Raw genomic sequence first — 21,274 nt, 5'->3', positions numbered from 1 at the left:
TTCGTCTATCCGGGTCAGGGCTCGCAATGGGTCGGTATGGGGCGTGAACTCCTCGCCTCCAACGCGGTCTTCGCGGAGACGATCGAGGCGTGTGATGCCGCGTTGCGGCCGTTCACGGGCTGGTCGGTGCGCGAGGTCCTGGCCGGTGAGGAGGGCGATCACCCGCCGTTCGACCGGGTGGACGTGGTCCAGCCGGCCCTGTTCGCCATGGGGGTGGGCCTGTCCGCCGTCTGGCGCTCGCTGGGCGTGGAACCGTCTGCGGTCGTGGGTCACTCGCAGGGCGAGGTGGTCGCCGCTGTGGTGAGCGGTGCTCTGACTCTGGAGCAGGGCTCGCAGATCGTCGCCCAGCGCTCCCAGGCGGTCCTCGCTGCGCGGGTCAGGGCGGTATGGCCTTGATCGAGCGCCCGGTGGCCGAGGTCGAGGAGCTCATCGCCCCCTACGGCGAGGCGCTGTCCGTCGCCGCGGTGAACACGGCCGGTTCGACGGTGATCTCGGGTCAGGCCGAGGCGATCGTGAAGATCGTGGCGGAGCTGTCGGAGCGGAACGTCTACGCCCGCAAGATCAATGTGGACTACGCCTCCCACAACGCCCAGATGGACCCCTTGCTGCCCGGTCTCGCCGCCGGGTTCGAGGGGATCGCCCCGACCGGCACGGACATCGCCTTCTACTCCACCGTCACCGGCCGGGTAGCCGACGGCACGGACCTGGACGGCTCGTATTGGTGCCGCAACCTGCGCGAGCCCGTCCGCTTCGACCGCGCCCTCGAACAGCTCCTGGACGACGGCCACGGCGTGTTCGTCGAGATCTCCGCCCACCCGGTGCTGTCCATGCCGCTGACCGACGGCAGTGCGGAGCGCGGCGGCATCGTCGTCGGCTCCCTCGCCCGCCAGCACGGCGAGCCCGCCCAACTGCTGCGCAACCTCGGCCTCCTCCACGTCCAGGGCCACCACCTGAACTGGGACCGCGTCCTCGGAACCGGCACAGCGGGAACCCTCGTACCGCTCCCCACCTACGCCTTCCAGCGCGAGCGCTACTGGCTCGAGTCCGACGAGCGCGCAGGCGACGTCCGTTCCCTGGGCCTCACCGCCTCGGCGCACCCCTGGCTCGGCGCGGTCACCGCGCTGGCCGACGGCGAGGGGTACCTCTTCACGGGCCGGCTCTCCTCCGCGCAGTACCCCTGGCTCCGGGAGCACGCGGCATTCGGTACGCCGCTCGTCCCCGGCACCGGCCTGCTCGAGCTCGTCCTCACCGCCGCCCACCACGTGGGCGCCCCTGGCGTCTCCGAACTCGTCCTCACCGAGCCGCTGCTGCTCGGCACGGACGGGGCGATCCGCCTCCAGGTCGCCGTCGGCGCCCCCGACGGCACCGGCCGCCGCCCCGTCGCGGTCTACAGCCTCCCCGAGAACGCCGCCGACGACGCCCCCTGGCGCCGGCACGCGGCCGGCTCCCTCTCCCCGGCACCGACCGCCGACGGCGACACCTTCGCCGAGCTGGCCCAGTGGCCCGTCCCCGGCACCCAGCCCGTCGACCTCGAAGGGTTCTACGACCGCCTCCGCGCCCGCGGCCTCGACTACGGCCCGGCCTTCCAGGGCCTGACCGAACTCCACCGCGCCGGCGACACCGCGTACGCCCGGGTCCAGCTGCCGGAAGGCCTGAAGGCCGACGAGTTCGGCATCCACCCCGCACTGCTCGACGCGGCCCTGCACGCCCTGGTCGGCGTCCAGGACACGAACAGCGGGACCGACGCCTCGCAGGTCCTGCTCCCCTTCGAGTGGACGGGCGTGGAGCTCCTCGCCGCCGGAGCCACCGAGCTGCGCGTACGCGTCGAACTCGACCCGCGGCAGAACAGCGTGCGCGTCACCGCCACCGACCCGTCCGGCCGGCCCGTCGCCCACGCCGACGGCCTCCGGCTGCGCGCCGCGGGCGCCGAGCAGCTCAAGGCCACCGAGACCGTCGACCACCTCTACCAGGTCGCCTTCCAGGCCCCGCCCGTACTGGAGGAGGCCGCGCCGGACGGCCCGACCTGGGTCCTGGGCGAGGACACGCTCGGCTTCGACGCCGCCCACCCGGACGCGGACGCGCTGCTCGCCGCCGTCACCGCCCTCGGCACCGACGCGGACGCCCCGTCCCGCCTCCTCGTCGATGCCACCAGCCTGATCGGCGCGACGGCCCTCGCAGAGGCCACCGCCGGCCTGGAGCTGCTGCAACGCCTGCTCGCCGAACCCCGCCTGGAGCAGACCGAGCTGATCTGGCTGACCCGGGGCGCGGTGCACGCCGACGGCCCCGTACCCGACCTCGTCCGTGCGGGCCTGTGGGGACTGCTGCGCACGGCCCGCGGTGAGCACGCCGACCGCGTGATCCGCCTCGTCGACATCGACGCCGAGCCGTCCGCCGTGGCGGCGGACGTGGCGCGCGCCCTGTCCGTCGCCGGTGAGCCGGAGCTGGCGGTGCGGGGTGGTGAGGTTCGGGTGGCGCGTCTGGTGCGTGCGGAGACCGGCGGGGAGCTGCCGGAGTTCGCGGCGGACGGATCCGTCCTGGTGACGGGTGGTACCGGTGAGTTGGGTCGGGCGGTTGCCCGTCATCTGGTGTCCGTGCACGGTGTACGTCATCTCGTACTGACGTCCCGGCGCGGCGCGGAGGCTCCGGGGGCTGCCGAGCTGGTGGCCGAGCTGGAGTCGGCCGGCGCCGAGTCCGTGCGCATCGTGGCGGCCGACGTCTCGGACCGGGCCCAGGTCACCGGTCTGCTCGCGGATACGGACCGGCCCTGGACGGCCGTGTTCCACCTGGCCGCGGTTCTCGACGACGGCCTGCTGGTCTCGCAGGACGCGGAGCGGCTGGCGCGTGTCTGGCAGCCGAAGGCCGAAGCGGCCCTTCACCTGCACGAGCTGACCCAGGGTCTGGACCTGGCCGCGTTCGTGCTCTTCTCCTCCGCCGCCGGCGTTCTCGGCGGCGCGGGCCAGAGCAACTACGCGGCGGCGAACACCTTCCTGGACGCCCTCGCGGCTCAGCGCCGTGCCGACGGCCTTCCCGCGACGAGCCTGTCGTGGGGTCTGTGGCAGCAGGCCGGACAGGGCCTGACCGCCACCCTCGGCCAGGCCGAACTCGCCCGGCTCCGTCGCCAAGGCGTCGCCGCGCTGAGCGAGGCGCAGGCCCTGGCGGCCCTGGACGCGGCCCTGGCTTCCGGCCGGCCGCACCTGGTCCCCGTACGCCTCGAACTCACCTCGCTCCAGCGCGAGCTGGACGGGGGCGGGGCGGTTCCGGCCCTGTTCCGGGGCCTGCTGCGCGCCCGGCGCCAGCGCGCCGGGCAGTCCGCCGGCACGCCGACCGGCCTGCGCGACCAGCTGGCGGCGCAGCCCGAGGCCGAGCGGCTCACGTCGCTGATCCGGCTGGTGCAGCGCGAGGCCGCCGTGGTCCTCGGTGTCGCGGCCGCCGAGGGGATCGGTGCGCAGCAGGTCCTCAAGGAGCTCGGCATCGACTCCCTGATGGCCGTGGAGCTGCGCCGCCGCCTGTCGTCCGAGACCGGCGTCACGCTGCCCTCCACCCTCGCCTTCGACTACCCGACCCCCACCGCCATCGCCGGCCTGCTCCTCGACAAGCTGGACCTTTCCGCCGCCCAGCCCAAGGCAAAGCCGAACACGCACCGGCACGCCGCACCCGCCGCCGCGGCCGACGACCCGATCGCGGTCGTGTCCATGGCCTGCCGCCTCCCCGGCGGCATCGACACCCCCGAGGGCTTCTGGGAGCTGCTCGCCTCCGGCGGTGACGCCGTCGGCGGCCTGCCGTCCCGCTGGGACAGCCTGGGCGTCTACGACCCCGACCCGGAAGCCGTCGGCAAGAGCTACGCCCGCGAAGGCGGCTTCATCCAGGACATCGAGCGCTTCGACGCCTCGTTCTTCGGCATCTCGCGGCGCGAGGCCGTCTCGATGGACCCGCAGCAGCGGCTGGTCCTGGAAACCTCGTGGGAGGCCCTGGAGCGGGCCGGCATCCGCCCCGACTCGCTCAGCGAGAGCCGCACCGGCGTGTACCTCGGCGCCATGACCTCCGACTACGGGCACATGGGCCACGACCTGGACGCCCTCGACGGCTACACCAGCACGGGCTACGCCTCCAGCGTCGTCTCCGGCCGCGTCTCGTACGCCCTGGGCCTCCAGGGCCCGGCCGTCACGGTCGACACCGCCTGCTCCTCCTCGCTGGTGGCCCTGCACCTGGCGGCGGGCGCCCTGCGCCAGGGCGAGTGCGAACTCGCCCTGGTCGGCGGTGTCACCGTCATGAACAGTCCCGCTCTCTTCGTGGAGTTCTCCCGCCTCAAGGGCATGGCTCCCGACGGCCGCTGCAAGTCCTTCTCGGCGCAGGCCGACGGCGCCGGCTGGGCCGAGGGCGTCGGCATCCTCGTCCTCAAGCGGCTGTCGGCCGCCGAACGCGACGGGGGCGACGTCCTGGCCGTCATCCGCGGTTCGGCGGTCAACCAGGACGGCCGCAGCCAGGGGCTCACCGCCCCCAACGGTCCCTCGCAGCAGCGGGTGGTCCAGGAAGCCCTGGAAGCGGCTCGGCTGACCCCCGCCGACATCGACGCGATCGAGGCGCACGGCACGGGCACCTCGCTGGGCGACCCGATCGAGGCGGGCGCGCTGGCCGAGGTCTTCGGCCCCGACCGGGCGGCGGACCGGCCCGTCTACCTGGGCTCCTCCAAGTCGAACATCGGGCACGCGCAGGCCGCCGCGGGCGTGGTCGGCGTGATGAAGATGATCCTCGCCCTCCAGCACGAGACCCTGCCCAAGACCCTCTACGTCGACGAGCCGAGCCCGCACATCGCCTGGGACGGCAGCGGACTGGAGCTGCTGAACGAGGCGCGCCCGTGGGAGCGTGGCGCGCGGCGCACCCGCCGCGCGGGTGTCTCGTCGTTCGGCCTGAGCGGTACGAACGCCCACGTGATCGTGGAGGAGCCGCCCGCGGCGACGCCCGCGCCGGGCGTCGCGGCCGCTGCGGACGCACCGCTTCCGGTGGTCGTGTCGGGGCGTGACGAGGCCGCGCTGCGGGAGCAGGCGGGCCGCTGGGCGGACTGGCTGTCCGCGCGCAGCACTGAGGTTCCGCTGGCCGACGTGGCGGTGACGGCGGCCCGGCACCGTTCGCACTTCGAGTCGCGGGCCAGTGTGGTCGCGGCTGACACCGGGGGCCTGGTGGAGGCGCTGCGTGCGCTGGCCGAGGGTACGCCGCATGACGCGGTGGTGACCGGGAGCGCGAGCGAGCGCGGCAAGGTCGTGTTCGTCTACCCGGGCCAGGGCTCGCAGTGGATCGGTATGGGCCGGGAACTCCTGGCCCAGAACCCGGTCTTCGCGGAGACGATCGAGGCGTGTGATGCCGCGCTGCGGCCGTTCACGGGTTGGTCGGTGCGCGAGGTCCTGGCGGGGGAGGAGGGCGATCACCCGCCGTTCGACCGGGTGGACGTGGTCCAGCCGGCCCTGTTCGCCATGGGGGTGGGCCTGTCCGCCGTCTGGCGCTCGCTGGGCGTGGAACCGTCTGCGGTCGTGGGTCACTCGCAGGGCGAGGTGGTCGCCGCTGTGGTGAGCGGTGCTCTGACTCTGGAGCAGGGCTCGCAGATCGTCGCTCAGCGCTCGCAGGCGGTGCTGGCCTGCGCCGGTCAGGGCGGTATGGCCCTGATCGAGCGCCCGCTGGCCGAAGTCGAAGGATTCCTCGCCCCCTACGGCGACGCCCTGTCGGTCGCCGCGGTCAACACCACCGGTTCGACGATCATCTCCGGGGTGGCGGACGCGATCACCAAGATCGTCGCGGAGCTCTCCGAGCAGAACGTCTACGCCCGCAAGATCAACGTGGACTACGCCTCCCACAACGCCCAGATGGACCCCCTTCTCCCCGGTCTCGCCGCCGGCTTCGAGGGTCTGGTTCCGTCCCCGACGGACATCGCCCTGTACTCGACGGTGACCGGCCAGATCGCCGACGGCACCGAGCTCGACGGCACGTACTGGTGCCGCAACCTGCGCGAGCCGGTCCGCTTCGACCGCGCGCTCGACCGGCTCCTCGACGACGGCCACGGCGTGTTCGTCGAGATCTCCGCCCACCCCGTCCTGTCCATGCCGCTGACCGACGGCAGCGCGGAGCGCGGCGGCATCGTCGTCGGCTCCCTCGCCCGCCAGCACGGCGAGCCCGCCCAGCTCCTGCGCAACCTCGGCCTGCTCCACATCCAGGGCCACGACCTGGACTGGGACCGCGTCCTCGGAACCGGCACAGCCGGAGCCCTCGTACCGCTCCCCACCTACGCCTTCCAGCGCGAGCACTACTGGCTCGAGGCGGCCAAGCCCACCGGCAACGTCCGCTCCGTCGGCCTCGATGTGCCCGAGCACCCGTGGCTCGGCGCGGTCACCGCGCTGGCCGACGGCGAAGGGCACGTCTTCACCGGCCGGATCTCCCTCGCCGAGCACCCCTGGCTGGCGCAGCACGCGGCCTTCGGAACCGTCCTCGTCCCCGGCACCGGCCTGCTCGAACTGGCCCTCACCGCCGCCCACCACGTCGGCGCGGAGTCGGTCGGGGAACTCACCCTGCTGGAGCCGCTGACCCTGACGGAGGACTCGGTCCTCCGGCTCCAGGTGGTGGTCGGCCCGTCCGACGCCGCCGGCCGCCGCCCGGTCACCGTCTACAGCCGCCCGGACGAGGCCACCGACTCCGGCTGGCGCCGTCACGCGACCGGTGAGCTCGCGGAGTCCGCCGAGACCGCCCCCGTCCCCGCCTCCGCCGACAACGAGGCGTTCGCCGAGCTGGCCCAGTGGCCGGTCGCGGGCGCCGAGTCCGTCGACCTCGCCGGCTTCTACGAGGGTTTCCGCGAGCGCGGCCTCGACTACGGCCCGGCGTTCCGGGGCCTGACGGAACTGTGGCGCAAGGGCGATACGGCGTACGGACTCATCCGCCTGCCCGAAGGCCTGGCCGCCGACGACTTCGGCGTTCACCCCGCCCTCCTGGACGCCGCGCTGCACACCCTCATGGGCGTCCGCGGCCAGGACCCGAACGACCCGCAGGTGCTGCTCCCGTTCGAGTGGACGGGCGTCGAGCTCCTCGCCGCCGGTGCAACCGAGCTCCGCGTGCGCATTGACCTGGACGACACCCGCACCAACACCCGCATCTGGGTCGCCGACCCGTCCGGGCAGCCCGTCGTCCGCGCCCGCGGCCTCGCGATCCGCGAAGCGAGCGCCGAGCAGATCCGCGCCGGCGAGCGGGCCGAGCACCTCTACCGCGTCGACTTCGCCGCCCGCGGTGCGCTCGCGCACGAGGAGGCCCCGGAGGGAGGCACCTGGATTCTCGGCGAATCCGCCGGGATGTTCGCACCATTGGAGGCCGACTATGTGGCTGATGTGGATGTACTCCTTGCCCAGATCACTGAGCGGGGCGAGCCGCCCGTCCGACTGGTCGTGGATGCGACGCGCGGGATAGGGGCCGGAGCGCAGCAGCAGACCGCGTCCGCCCTCGGAACGCTCCGGCGTCTGCTCGCAGAACCCCGGCTGGCCGGGGCCGAGCTCGTCTGGGTGACCCGCTCGGCCGTGGACACGGGCGACGGTGTGGCCGACCTGGCCCACGCCCCGCTGTGGGGCCTGGTCCGGGCGGCCCGCGCCGAACACGCCGACCGCGTGATCCGCCTCATCGACCTCGGCCCCGACGCCGGAGCCGACGACGCCCTGCTGCCCCAGGCCCTGTCGGTCACTGGTGAGCCGGAGCTGGCGGTGCGGGGTGGTGAGGTCCGGGTGGCGCGTCTGGTGCGTGCGGAGACCGGCGGGGAGCTGCCGGAGTTCGCGGCGGACGGATCCGTCCTGGTGACGGGTGGTACCGGTGAGCTGGGTCGGGCGGTTGCCCGTCATCTGGTGTCCGTGCACGGCGTACGTCATCTCGTACTGACGTCCCGGCGCGGCCCGGAGGCTCCGGGGGCTGCCGAGCTGGTGGCCGAGCTGGAGTCGGCGGGCGCGGAGACCGTACGGATCGTGGCGGCCGACGTCTCGGACCGGGCCCAGGTCACCGGCCTGCTCGCGGATACGGACCGGCCCTGGACGGCCGTGTTCCACCTGGCCGCGGTTCTCGACGACGGTCTGCTGGTCTCGCAGGACGCGGAGCGGCTGGCGCGTGTCTGGCAGCCGAAGGCCGAAGCGGCCCTTCACCTGCACGAGCTGACCCAGGGTCTGGACCTGGCGGCGTTCGTGCTCTTCTCCTCCTCCGCCGGTGTCCTGGGCGGTGCGGGCCAGAGCAACTACGCGGCGGCGAACACCTTCCTGGACGCCCTGGCCGCCCAGCGGCGCGCCGGCGGTCTCCCGGCGACGAGCCTGTCCTGGGGTCTGTGGCAGCAGGCTGGACAGGGCCTGACCGCCACCCTCGGCCAGGCCGAACTCGCCCGCATGCGCCGACGCGGCATCGCCGCGCTGAGCGAGGCGCAGGCCCTGGCGGCCCTGGACGCGGCCCTGGCTTCAGGCCGGCCACACCTGGTCCCCGTACGCCTCGAACTCACGCCCCTGCAACGCGAGCTGGACAACGGCGGCGACGCCCCCGCCCTGCTGCGCGCCCTCCTGCCCGCCCCGCGCAAGCGCGCCGGCGGCGAGGCGGCGACCGGCGGGAACGGGCTGCGGGAGCAGCTGACTGCCCTGCCGGAAGGCGAGCGCCTGCCGCGGCTCGTCCAGCTGGTGCAGCGTGAGGCCGCCGTGGTCCTCGGAGCTTCCGACGGCGCGGGCGTCGGCGCCCAGCAGGTCCTCAAAGAGCTCGGCATGGACTCCCTGATGGCCGTCGAACTGCGCCGCCGCCTCTCCGCCGAGACCGGCATCCCGCTGCCGTCCACGCTCGCCTTCGACTACCCGACGCCCACCGCCGTCGCCGGCCTGCTCCTCGACAAGCTGGCCCTGGGAACCGGGGGAGCGGCGCGGGCCGGACAGCGGGTGACGAAGAACCAGATCGACAACCTCGTGGAACTCCTGCGTTCCGCGACACCGAAACAAATCGAGGAGCCGGGCCTGGCCGCCGGCCTGCTGGCCCTGCGGGACGGCCTGGCCAAGGCCTCCGCCGCGGCCGGCACGCCCGACGCGGCAGCCGCCGCCGAGACCGATGCCGAACTCGGCGGCGACAGCACCGATGACCTCCTTCAGTTCCTGGATCGCAAGCTTGGAGTGAGCGAATGAGCGCGTCCGAATCCGAGAAGCTGGAAAAGCTCGAGGCCTACCTGCGGCGCACGGCGAACGCGCTCGTCGAGACCGAGAAGGAACTCAACGCCGAGCGGGCCTCGCGTACGGAACCGATCGCGGTCGTGTCGATGGCCTGCCGCCTGCCCGGCGGCATCGACACCCCCGAGGGCTTCTGGGAGCTGCTCGCCTCCGGCGGTGACGCCGTCGGCGGCCTGCCGTCCCGCTGGGACAGCCTGGGCGTCTACGACCCGGACCCGGAGGCCGTCGGCAAGAGCTACGCCCGCGAGGGCGGCTTCATCGACGGAGCCGAGGACTTCGACGCCTCCTTCTTCGGCATCTCGCCGCGCGAGGCGCTCTCCATGGACCCGCAGCAGCGGCTGGTCCTGGAAACCTCGTGGGAGGCCCTGGAGCGGGCCGGAGTCCGCCCCGACTCGCTCAGCGAGAGCCGTACGGGCGTCTACCTCGGCACGATGAGCTCCGACTACGGAAACCAGCAGGGCCACGACCTCAACGCCCTCGACGGATACAGCACGGGCAACGCGAGCAGCGTGGTGTCCGGCCGCGTCTCCTACACGCTGGGCCTCCAGGGCCCGGCCGTCACCGTCGACACCGCCTGCTCCTCCTCCCTCGTCTCCATCCACCTGGCCGTCCAGGCCCTGCGCCAGGGCGAGTGCGAGCTCGCGCTGGCCGGCGGCGTGACCGTGATGAGCACCCCGGCACTGTTCGTGGAGTTCTCCCGGCTGAAGGGCATGGCGGCCGACGGCCGCTGCAAGTCCTTCTCGGCCGGCGCGGACGGCGCCGGCTGGGCCGAGGGCGCGGGCGTGCTCGTCCTGAAGAAGCTCTCGGCCGCGCAGCGCGACGGCGACCCGGTCCTGGCCGTCATCCGCGGCTCGGCGGTCAACCAGGACGGCCGCAGCCAGGGTCTCACCGCCCCCAACGGCCCTTCGCAGCAGCGCGTCATCCACGACGCGCTGGAAGCGGCCCGCCTGACCCCCGCCGACATCGACGCCATCGAGGCGCACGGCACCGGCACCCCGCTCGGCGACCCGATCGAGGCGGGCGCCCTGGCCGAGGTCTTCGGCCCACACCGGGCCGCGAACCGGCCGGTGTACCTCGGTTCGTCGAAGTCGAACATCGGGCACGCGCAGGCCGCTGCCGGCGTCATCGGTGTGATCAAGATGGTGCTGGCGCTGGAGCACGGCGTGCTCCCGAAGACCCTGCACGCCGAGGAGCCCAGCCCGCACATCGAGTGGAAGGACAGCGGGCTCGAGCTGCTGAACGAGGCGCGTGCGTGGGAGCGGGGCGCGGAGCGCATCCGCCGCGCGGGCGTCTCCTCCTTCGGCCTGAGCGGTACGAACGCCCACATCGTCCTCGAGGAGCCCCCGGCCCCGTCGGCAGCCGCCCCCGCCGAACGGACCGGCGCCGCACCGCTTCCGGTGGTCGTGTCGGGGCGTGACGAGGCCGCGCTGCGGGAGCAGGCGGGCCGCTGGGCGGACTGGGTGGAGGAACGCCCCGAGGTTCCGCTGGCCGACGTGGCGGTGACGGCGGCCCGGCACCGTTCGCACTTCGAGTCGCGGGCCAGTGTGGTCGCGGCTGAGACCGGGGGCCTGGTGGAGGCGCTGCGTGCGCTGGCCGAGGGTACGCCGCATGACGCGGTGGTGACCGGGAGCGCGAGGGAGCGCGGCAAGGTCGTCTTCGTCTACCCGGGTCAGGGCTCGCAGTGGGTCGGTATGGGCCGGGAACTCCTGGCCCAGAATTCGGTCTTCGCGGAGATGATCGAGGCGTGTGATGCCGCGTTGCGGCCGTTCACGGGTTGGTCGGTGCGTGAGGTGCTGGCGGGGGAGGAGGGTGATCACCCGCCGTACGACCGGGTGGACGTGGTCCAGCCGGCCCTGTTCGCCATGGGGGTGGGCCTGTCAGCGGTCTGGCGGTCTCTCGGCGTCGAGCCTTCGGCCGTGGTGGGTCACTCGCAGGGCGAGGTGGTCGCCGCTGTGGTGAGCGGTGCTCTGACTCTGGAGCAGGGCTCGCAGATCGTCGCCCAGCGCTCCCAGGCGGTGCTGGCCTGCGCGGGTCAGGGCGGTATGGCCTTGATCGAGCGCCCGGTGGCCGAGGTCGAGGAGCTCATCGCCCCCTACGGCGAGGCGCTGTCCGTCGCCGCGGTGAACACGGCCGGTTCGACGGTGATCTCGGGTCAGGCCGAGGCGATCGTGAAGATCGTGGCGGAGCTGTCGGAGCGGAACGTCTACGCCCGCAAGATCAACGTGGACTACGCCTCCCACAACGCCCAGATGGACCCCCTGCTGCCCGGTCTCGCGGCCGGGTTCGAGGGGATCGCCCCGACCGGCACGGACATCGCCTTCTACTCCACCGTCACCGGCCAGGTAGCCGACGGCACCGCCCTGAACGGCTCCTACTGGTGCCGCAACCTGCGCGAGCCCGTCCGCTTCGACCGCGCCCTCGAACAGCTCCTCGACGACGGCCACGGCGTGTTCGTCGAGATCTCCGCCCACCCCGTCCTGTCCATGCCGCTGACCGACGGCAGCGCGGAGCGCGGCGGCATCGTCGTCGGCTCCCTCGCCCGCCAGCACGGCGAGCCGGCCCAGCTCCTGCGGAACCTCGGCCTGCTCCACGTCCAGGGCCACGACCTCGGCTGGGACCGCGTCCTGGACTCCGGAAGGCTCGTACAGCTCCCCTCCTACGCCTTCCAGCGCGCCCACTACTGGATGGACGCCCCGAAGACCTCGGGCGACGTGCGCGGGGTCGGTCTCGACGTCTCCGAGCACCCCTGGCTCGGTGCCGTCACCTCCCTCGCCGACGGCGAAGGGCACCTCTTCACCGGCCGGATCTCCCTCACCGAGCACCCCTGGCTGGCCGGTCACGCTGCCTTCGGATCGGTCCTCGTCCCCGGCACCGGCCTGCTCGAACTGGCCCTCACCGCCGCGCACCACGTCGGCGCGCCCGGCGTTTCCGAACTCGTCCTCACCGAGCCGCTGCTGCTCGGCAGCGACGGCGCCGTCCGCCTCCAGGTGGCCGTCGGCGCCCCCGAGAGCACCGGCCGCCGCCCCGTCAGCATCTACAGCCGCCCCGAGGGCAGTGACGAGGAATGGCGCCGTCACGCCACCGGCGAGCTCGCGGAGTCCGCCGAGACCGCCCCCGTCCCCGCCTCCGCCGACAACGAGGCGTTCGCCGAGCTGGCCCAGTGGCCGGTCGCGGGCGCCGAGTCCGTCGATCTCGCCGGCTTCTACGAGGGTTTCCGCGAGCGCGGCCTCGACTACGGCCCGGCGTTCCGGGGCCTGACGGAACTGTGGCGCAAGGGCGATACGGCGTACGGACTCATCCGCCTGCCCGAAGGCCTGGCCGCCGACGACTTCGGCGTTCACCCCGCCCTTCTGGACGCCGCGCTGCACACCCTCATGGGCGTACGCGACGAAGAAGCACGGCAGCGCGTGTTCATGCCGTTCGAATGGACCGGCGTGGAACTCCTCGCCGCCGGTGCCACCGAGCTCCGCGTACGCGTCGAGGTCGCCTCCGGCGCCGACGAGCACCTCACCCTCACCGTCGCCGACGGCACCGGCCACCCCGTCGTCCGCACCCGCGGCCTCGCGATCCGCGAGGCGAGCGCCGAGCAGATCCGCGCCGGCGAGCGGGCCGAGCACCTCTACCGCGTCGAGTTCCGCCCCACCCGGGCCCCGGGCGACGCGGAACCGACCGGGGAGACGTGGGCCCTCGAAGGCGACGCCGCGATCGCCGCCACCCTCGGCGCGCAGGTGTTCGCGGACGCCGACGCGCTCCTCGCGCACCTCGCCGAAGGAGCCGATGCCCCGGCCCGCGTCCTCGTGGACGCCACCGGCAACGCTCCTGCCGCCGACGCCCGCGAGTTGACCGCCGCCGCGCTCGGCACCCTCCAACTCCTGCTGGCCGAACCGCGCCTGGAACAGACCGAGCTGACCTGGCTCACCCGCTCCGCCGTTAACGGCGTTAACGGCGTTAACGCCGAAGACGCGGGCCACGCGGGCGACGGCGTGACCGGCCTGGCCCACGCCGCCCTGTGGGGCCTGCTGCGCGCGGCGCGCGCCGAGCACGCGGACCGGACCCTCCGCCTCATCGACCTCGGCACCGACCCCGCCCGGGACGACCTCGCGCTGGCCCCGGCCCTCACCCTCACCGACGAGCCCGAACTCGCTCTCCGCGACGGGGAGATCCGTGCCGCCCGCCTCGTCCGCACGGCCAAGGCTTCCGAAGCCCCGCGCCTGGACCCCGACGGATCCGTCCTGGTGACGGGTGGCACGGGTGAGCTCGGTCGGGCGGTTGCCCGTCATCTGGTGTCCGTGCACGGCGTACGTCATCTCGTACTGACGTCCCGGCGCGGCCCGGAGGCTCCGGGGGCTGCGGACCTCGTAACCGAGCTGGAGTCGGCGGGCGCGGAGACCGTGCGGATCGTCGCGGCCGACGTCTCCGACCGCAGCCAGGCGGAAGCGCTGCTGGCGGCGCCCGACCGCCCCTGGACGGCCGTGTTCCACCTGGCGGCCGTACTGGACGACGGTCTGCTGGTCTCGCAGGACGCGGAGCGGCTGGCGCGTGTCTGGCAGCCGAAGGCCGAAGCGGCCCTGCACCTCCACGAGCTGACCCAGGGTCTGGACCTGGCCGCGTTCGTGCTCTTCTCCTCCGCCGCCGGTGTCCTGGGCGGTGCGGGCCAGAGCAACTACGCCGCCGCGAACACCTTCCTGGACGCCCTCGCCGCCCACCGCCGGGCCGGTGGTCTCCCCGCGACGAGCCTGTCCTGGGGTCTGTGGCAGCAGGCCGGACAGGGACTGACCGCCACCCTCGGCCAAGCCGAACTCGCCCGCATGCGCCGCATGGGCATCGGTGCGCTCACCGAACAGCAGGGCCTCGCCGTCCTCGACACCGCCCTCGGCTCCGCGCACCCGCACCTCGTCCCGGTCAAGCTCGACCTGGTCACCCTGCAACGACGCCCCGACGAACTCCCCGCCCTGCTGCGCGGCCTCGTCCGCGCGCCGAAGAAGCGCGTCGGCAGCGCGGCAACCGCTCCGTCGGGCCTGCGCGACCAGTTGGCCGCCCAGCCCGAGGCGGAGCGGCTTCCGTCGCTGATCCGGCTGGTGCAGCGCGAAGCGGCCGTGGTCCTCGGCATCGCGGCCGCCGAGGGGATCGGTGCGCAGCAGGTCCTCAAGGAGCTCGGCATCGACTCCCTGATGGCCGTGGAGCTGCGCCGCCGCCTGTCGTCCGAGACCGGCGTCACGCTGCCCTCCACCCTCGCCTTCGACTACCCGACCCCCACCGCCATCGCCGGCTTGCTCCTCGACAAGCTGGACCTTTCCGCCGCCCAGCCCAAGGCAAAGCCGAACACGCATCGGCACGCCGCACCCGCCGCCGCGGCCGACGACCCGATCGCGGTCGTGTCCATGGCCTGCCGCCTCCCCGGCGGCATCGACACCCCCGAGGCCTACTGGAACCTCCTCGTCACGGGCGGCGACGCGATCGGCGAACTGCCCTCCCGCTGGGAGAACCTCGGCGTCTACGACCCCGATCCGGAGGCCGTCGGCAAGAGCTACGCCCGCGAAGGCGGCTTCATCGAAGCCGCCGCCGACTTCGACGCCGCCTTCTTCGGCATCTCGCAGCGCGAGGCCCTGTCCATGGACCCGCAACAGCGCCTGGTCCTGGAGACCGCCTGGGAGGCCCTCGAACGGGCCGGCATCCGTCCCGGTTCGCTCAGCGAGAGCCGTACGGGCGTCTACCTCGGCGCCATGAGCTCCGACTACGGCGAGCAGGGCCGCGAGCTCGACGCCTTCGACGGGTACGTGAGCACGGGCAACGCCTCCAGCGTCGTCTCCGGCCGCGTCTCGTACGCGCTCGGCCTCCAAGGCCCGGCCGTCACCGTCGACACCGCCTGCTCCTCCTCCCTCGTCTCCCTCCACCTCGCCGCGAGCGCCCTGCGCCAGGGCGAGTGCGAACTCGCCCTCGTCGGCGGCGTCACCGTCATGAGCACGCCCCGGCTCTTCGTGGAGTTCTCCCGCCTCAAGGGCATGGCCCCCGACGGCCGCTGCAAGTCCTTCTCCGCCCTTGCGGACGGCGCGGGCTGGTCCGACGGCGTCGGCATCCTCGTCCTCAAGCGGCTGTCGGCCGCCGAGCGCGACGGCGACCGCGTCCTGGCCGTCATCCGCGGCTCCGCCGTCAACCAGGACGGCCGCAGCCAGGGCCTCACCGCCCCCAACGGCCCAGCTCAGCAGCGCGTCATCCTCGACGCCCTGGATGCGGCCCGGCTGACCCCCGCCGACATCGACGCCGTCGAGGCGCACGGCACCGGCACCCCGCTCGGCGACCCGATCGAAGCCGGTGCGCTGGCCGAGGTCTTCGGCCCCGACCGGGAGCCGGACCGGCCCGTCTACCTGGGCTCCTCCAAGTCCAACATCGGGCACGCGCAGGCCGCCGCCGGTGTCGCGGGCGTCATGAAGATGATCCTCGCCCTCCAGCACGAGACCCTGCCCAAGACCCTCTACGTCGACGAGCCCAGCCCGCACATCGCCTGGGACGGCAGCGGACTGGAACTCCTCCGGGACGCCCGCCCCTGGGCCCGGGAAGCCGCACGCACCCGCCGCGCGGGCGTCTCCTCCTTCGGCCTGAGCGGTACGAACGCCCACGTCGTCCTCGAAGAGCCCCCGACCCCGTCCGCCGCGGCCACCGGCGCGACCGGCCCGGCCACAGGGACCGCCCCGGCCGCAGCGACCGAAGCGACCGAAGCGACGGAACCGTCCATAGCGACCGAAGCGACCGAAGCGACCCAACCGACCGAATCGGCTCTGGCGACCGAGTCGATCCCCGCGACCGCATCCCCCCAGGCGCCCCGGCCGCCCCTCCCCCTGGTCCTCTCCGGCCGCGACGAGCCGGCCCTGCGCACCCAGGCCGCCCGCTGGGCCGACTGGCTCGAGGGCCGGCCCGAGATCCCGGTGGCCGACCTCGCGTACACCGCGGCCCGCCACCGCACGCACTTCGAGCACCGTGCCGCCCTCACCGTGAGCAGCACCGCCGAAGCGGTCACCGCGCTGCGCGCCCTCGCCGAGGGCCGCACCCCCGCGGGCGCGGCCGAAGGCACCGCCGCCGACGGCCCCCTCGCCGTCCTGTTCACCGGACAGGGCAGCCAGCGCCCCGGCATGGGCCGTGCCCTGCACGCCGCCCTGCCGGTGTTCCGGCAGGCCTTCGACGCGGCCTGCGCCGCGCTCGACCCGCACCTGAACCAGCCGCTGGCCGAGCTCGTCCTCAGCGGCTCCGCACTCGTCCACGAGACCGAGTACGCCCAGCCCGCCCTGTTCGCCGTCGAGACCGCGCTGTTCCGCCAGTGGGAGGCCTGGGGCGTGCGCCCCGCCGCCGTCGCCGGCCACTCCATCGGCGAACTCGCCGCCGCCCACGCCGCCGGGGTCCTCACCCTGGACGACGCCGCCCGCCTGGTCGCCGCCCGCGGCCGCCTGATGCAGGCCTGCGAGCGCGGCGGAGCCATGGCGTCCGTGGAAGCCTCGGAGGCCGAGGTCATCGAGGCCCTCGACACCCTCGAAGTCCGGGCGGGCGCCGCCCAGCGCATCTCGATCGCCGGCGTCAACGGGCCCGCGCAGACCGTCGTCAGCGGTGACGAGGCCGCCGTGGCCGACATCACCGGCTGGTTCACCGAACGCGGCCGCCGCACCCGCCGTCTGACGGTCTCGCACGCCTTCCACTCCCCGCACATGGACGCCATGCTCGACGCCTACTGGCAGGTGGCCGAGGAGACCGCCTTCGCGGCCCCGCGGATCCCGGTCGTCTCCACGGTCACCGGCACCCGGATGGGCCCGGACCTCGCCCCGGGCGAAGGCCTGCGCTCCGCCGCGTACTGGGTACGGCAGGTCCGCGACGCCGTGCGCTTCCTCGACGCCGTGCGGACCCTCGAAGCCGACGGCATCACCCGCCACCTCGAATGCGGGCCCGCCGCCGTACTGGCCGCCATGGGCGCCGACTGCGTGCACGAGCCCGCCGTGTTCACCGCCTCCCAGCGCGCCCCCAAGGACCCCGACCAGGCCCCGGACGAGGTCCGCGCCCTCGTCGAGGCCCTCGGCGCGCTCCACGCCGGCGGCCGGGAACCCGCCTGGGAGCAGGTGTTCGCCGACCGGCCCGCGCCCGCCCGCGCGGCCGAACTGGCCGCCGGTCTGCCCACGTACGCCTTCCAGCGCGAGCGCTTCTGGCTCGAGCCCGCCCGCGGCGCCGCCCGCGGCGCCCGCGACACCGGCCTCGTGCCGGCCGGGCACCCCTGGCTCGCCGCCGTCCTGACGCTCGCCGACGGCGAGGGCCAGCTGCTCTCCGGGCGGCTCTCGCTCGCCGACCACCCGTGGCTGGCCGACCACGCCGTCTTCGGCAGCGTCCTCGTGCCCGGCACCGGCCTGCTCGACCTCGCGCTGGCCGCCGCCCGGGCCGCCGGCTCCGAGCGGGTCGCCGACCTCACCCTCGCCCAGCCGCTCGTCCTCGCCGCCGGCGAACCCCTGCGGCTCCAGGTCAAGGTCGGCCCCCCGGACACCGAAGGACGGCGGAAGATCGCCGTCCACAGCCAGCCGGAGGCATCCGCCGATCCGGCCGCCTGGACCCTGCACGCCTCCGGCGAACTCGCCGACGCCCCCGCCGCCGAGACCCCCGAGGGCCTCGCCGAACTGGCCCACTGGCCCGTCCCGGGAGCCGAGCCCGTCGCACTCGACGGCTTCTACGAGCGGCTCGGCGGCCAAGGCCTCGCCTACGGCCCCGCCTTCCGCGGCCTGACCGCCCTCGCCCGCCGGGGCGATGTCGCCTACGGCCACGTCACCCTGCCCGAGCCGCTGCTGCGCCAGGGCGTAGCCGGCCACGGAGTGCACCCCGCGCTCCTGGACGCGGCCCTGCACGTCCTGGCCGGCGTCACCCCCGGATCCGAGCAGCCCGAGGGCACCGTGCTGCTCCCCTTCGCCTGGACCGACGTCACCCTGCACGCCACGGACAGCACCGAACTGCGCGTCCGCATCGCCCTGAACCCGCGGGAGCCCGCGCACGACGCCTCGCCCCCGGCCGCCGGCCTCCGCGCGACCGTCCTGGTCACCGACGCCACCGGCGAGCCCGTCCTGTCGGGCGCGCTCCAGATCCGGCAGGCCTCCGCCGAGCAGCTGAAGGTCACCCGCTCCGAGGGCGACCACCTCTACCGCGTCGACTTCCAGCCGGTGGCCGAGCCCGCCCAGGCCGCCCAGCCCGCCACCACCCTGGTGATCGGAGGCACCGGAGCCCTCGCCGAGACCCTCGGCGCCACCTGGTCGGCGGGCCCCGAACCGCTGCTCGCCGACGGGCCCGCCCCCGAGCGCATCGTCATCGACGCGACCACCACCGGCCCGGCCGACGCCGCCGAGCCGGCCACCCTGGCCGCGCTGGACCTCGTACAGCACCTGCTCACCGAGAAGACCGCGCGGTCCGAGCTGGTGTGGATCACCCGTGACGCCGTCGCGGCCCGCCCCGAGGACACCGTGTCCGACCTCGCCCACGCCCCGCTGTGGGGCCTGGTGCGGGCCGTGCGCGGCGAGGTCCCCGACCGCACCCTGCGCCTGGTCGACCTCGACACCGCCACCCCCGACCGGGAGGTCCTCGCCGCCGCCCTCGCGACCGGCGACGAACCCGAACTGGCCCTGCGCGGCGGCGCCCTGTTCGCCCCCAGGCTCGTGCGCACCACCCGCGCCGCGGCCGCCCACGGCGGGGAGGCCCTCACCCCGCCCGCCGGCGACGGGCCCTGGCACCTGGACATCCGCGAGAAGGGCAGCATCGACAGCCTCGAACTCGTCCCCGTCCCGGCAGCCGGCCCGCTCGGCCCCCACGAGGTACGCGTCGCCGTCCGCGCCGCGGGCATGAACTTCCGCGACGTCCTCAACGCGCTGGGCATGGTCGCCACGCCCAAACTGGGCCTGGAGTTCGCCGGCACCGTCCTCGAGACCGGCTCGGCCGTCACCCACCTGCGCCCGGGCGACCGGGCCATGGGCCTCGCGCTCGGCGCCTTCGGCACCGAGGTCCGCGGTGACGGCCACCTGATGGCCCGGCTGCCCGACACCCTCACCTTCGAGGAGGGCGCGACGATCCCGCTCGCCTTCCTCACCGCGTACTACGCCCTCACCGACCTCGGAGCGGTGCGCCCCGGCGAGAAGCTCCTCGTCCACGCGGCCGCCGGCGGCGTCGGCATGGCCGCCGTCCAGCTCGCCCACCACCTGGGCGCCGAGGTCTACGGAACGGCCAGCCGGCCCAAGTGGGACGCGCTGCGCGCTCTCGGACTGCCCGACGAGCGCATCGCCTCCTCCCGCGACACCGCCTTCGAGCAGCGGTGGCTGACCGCCACCGGCGGGGCCGGCTTCGACGCCGTGCTGAACTCCCTCGCCGGGGAGTTCACCGACGCCTCGCTGCGGCTGCTGCCGCACGGCGGCCGCTTCCTGGAGATGGGCAAGACCGACATCCGCGACGCCGGCGCCGTCGCCGCCGCCCACCCGGGCGTCGCCTACAGCGCCTTCGACCTGATGTCGCTGGAGCCCGAGCACCTGCACCGGATGCTCACCGAGCTGTCCGGCCTGCTCGCCGACCGGGTGATCACCCCGCTGCCCTACCTCGCCTACGACGTACGGGAGGCCCCCGCGGCCTTCCGCCACATGGCGCAGGGCCGCCACACCGGCAAGCTGGTCCTGACCACCGGCCGGGCCCTCGACCCGGAGGGCGTCGTCCTGCTCACCGGCGGCACCGGCGAACTCGGCCGCGGCCTGGCCGCGCACCTGGTCGCCGAACACGGCGTCCGCCACCTCGTCCTGACCTCCCGCCAGGGTATGGCCGCCCCTGGAGCGCGGGATCTGGTGGCGGAACTCGAAGCCGCCGGTGCGGCCGGCGTGCGCATCCTGGCCTGCGACGTCTCGGACCGCGACGCGGTGGCCGGCCTGCTCGCCGAGGCGGGCCGCGAGCGCCCGCTGACGGGCGTGGTCCACCTCGCGGCCGTGATCGACGACGGCGTCGTGCACAACCAGACGCCCGAGCGGTTCGCCCGCGTCCTCGCCCCCAAGCTGGCGGGCGCCCGGCACCTGCACGAGCTCACCCGCGAGCTGGACCTGGCGGCCTTCGTCCTGTTCTCCTCGGTCGCCGGCACCCTCGGCTCGCCGGGCCAGTCCAACTACGGCGCGGCGAACGCCTTCCTGGACGCCCTCGCCGCCCACCGGCACAAGCTCGGCCTGCCCGCCACCAGCCTCGCCTGGGGCCTGTGGGCGCAGGGCGGCGCCGGAATGACCGCGGGGCTCGGCGAGGCGGAACTCGCCCGGATGCGCCGCCAGGGCGCCCAGGCCCTGACCGCCGCCGAGGGCCTCGCCCTCTTCGACGCGGCCCTGGCCCGCCCCGAACCGCACCTGGTGCCGCTCAAGCTCGACACGGCCCGCCTCGCGTCCGACGACTCCGGGGCGCGCCCGCCGGCCCTGCTGCGGGCCCTGGTCCGTACGCAGCCCAGGAAGGCCAAGGAGGCCGCCGAGCGCGGTTCGGCCTTCCGGGACCGGCTGACCGCCCTGCCCGGCGAGGAACGCGAGGCGGAACTGCGCAAGTTCGTCCAGCAGGAGGTGACCGCGGTCCTCGGCCTGTCCGGCAGCGTCCCGCTCGACAAGCCCATGCGGGAGTTCGGCTGGGACTCCCTGATGGCCGTCGAGCTCAAGAACCGCCTCGCCCGCCACACGCAGGTGGCCGTGCCCAACACGCTGGCCTTCGACTACCCCACGCCGCGCGCCATCGCCGGATACCTGCACGGCAAGCTCTCCTTCGACGACGCCGGCGGCTCCGGCGGCGCACCGCGGACCGCGGCCGTCGCCGACACCCCGCCGCAGGACCCGGCCCAGGCCGCCCAGTGGGCGGTGGCCCGGATCGGCGTCGAACGGCTGCGCCACAGCGGCCTGCTGGACCGGCTGCTGGAACTGGCCGCACCCGCCACCGCCAAGGCCGAGGCCCCGGCAGACGCCCTGCAGACAGCCCAGGAACTGACCGACGACGAGATGGACGCGGCCCTGGACGCCGTCCTCGGCGGCATCTGACCCCCCGGGGCCGGCCTCCCCCCGAGC

Annotated in this window: 1 protein-coding gene and 2 pseudogenes; all 3 read left to right on the top strand. The window is 74.4% G+C overall.

Annotated elements, in window-relative coordinates:
• Positions 1 to 36 precede the first annotated feature (36 nt).
• Positions 37 to 884 (top strand): annotated as a pseudogene (locus BGK67_RS41350) (acyltransferase domain-containing protein); the annotation flags it as partial.
• Positions 864 to 9,161, top strand: coding sequence for a type I polyketide synthase (locus BGK67_RS40860; RefSeq protein WP_432215542.1), 8,298 nt, complete (start codon positions 864 to 866; stop codon positions 9,159 to 9,161). The pseudogene BGK67_RS41350 and the gene BGK67_RS40860, both read left to right, overlap by 21 nt.
• Positions 9,162 to 9,310: 149 nt before the next feature.
• Positions 9,311 to 21,247, top strand: a pseudogene (locus tag BGK67_RS38450) (SDR family NAD(P)-dependent oxidoreductase); the annotation flags it as partial.
• Between the last annotated feature and the right edge of the window lie 27 nt (positions 21,248 to 21,274).

Source organism: Streptomyces subrutilus (assembly GCF_001746425.1).
Lineage (GTDB): Bacteria > Actinomycetota > Actinomycetes > Streptomycetales > Streptomycetaceae > Streptomyces > Streptomyces subrutilus_A.
This window is presented reverse-complemented; position numbering and strand designations above follow the sequence as displayed.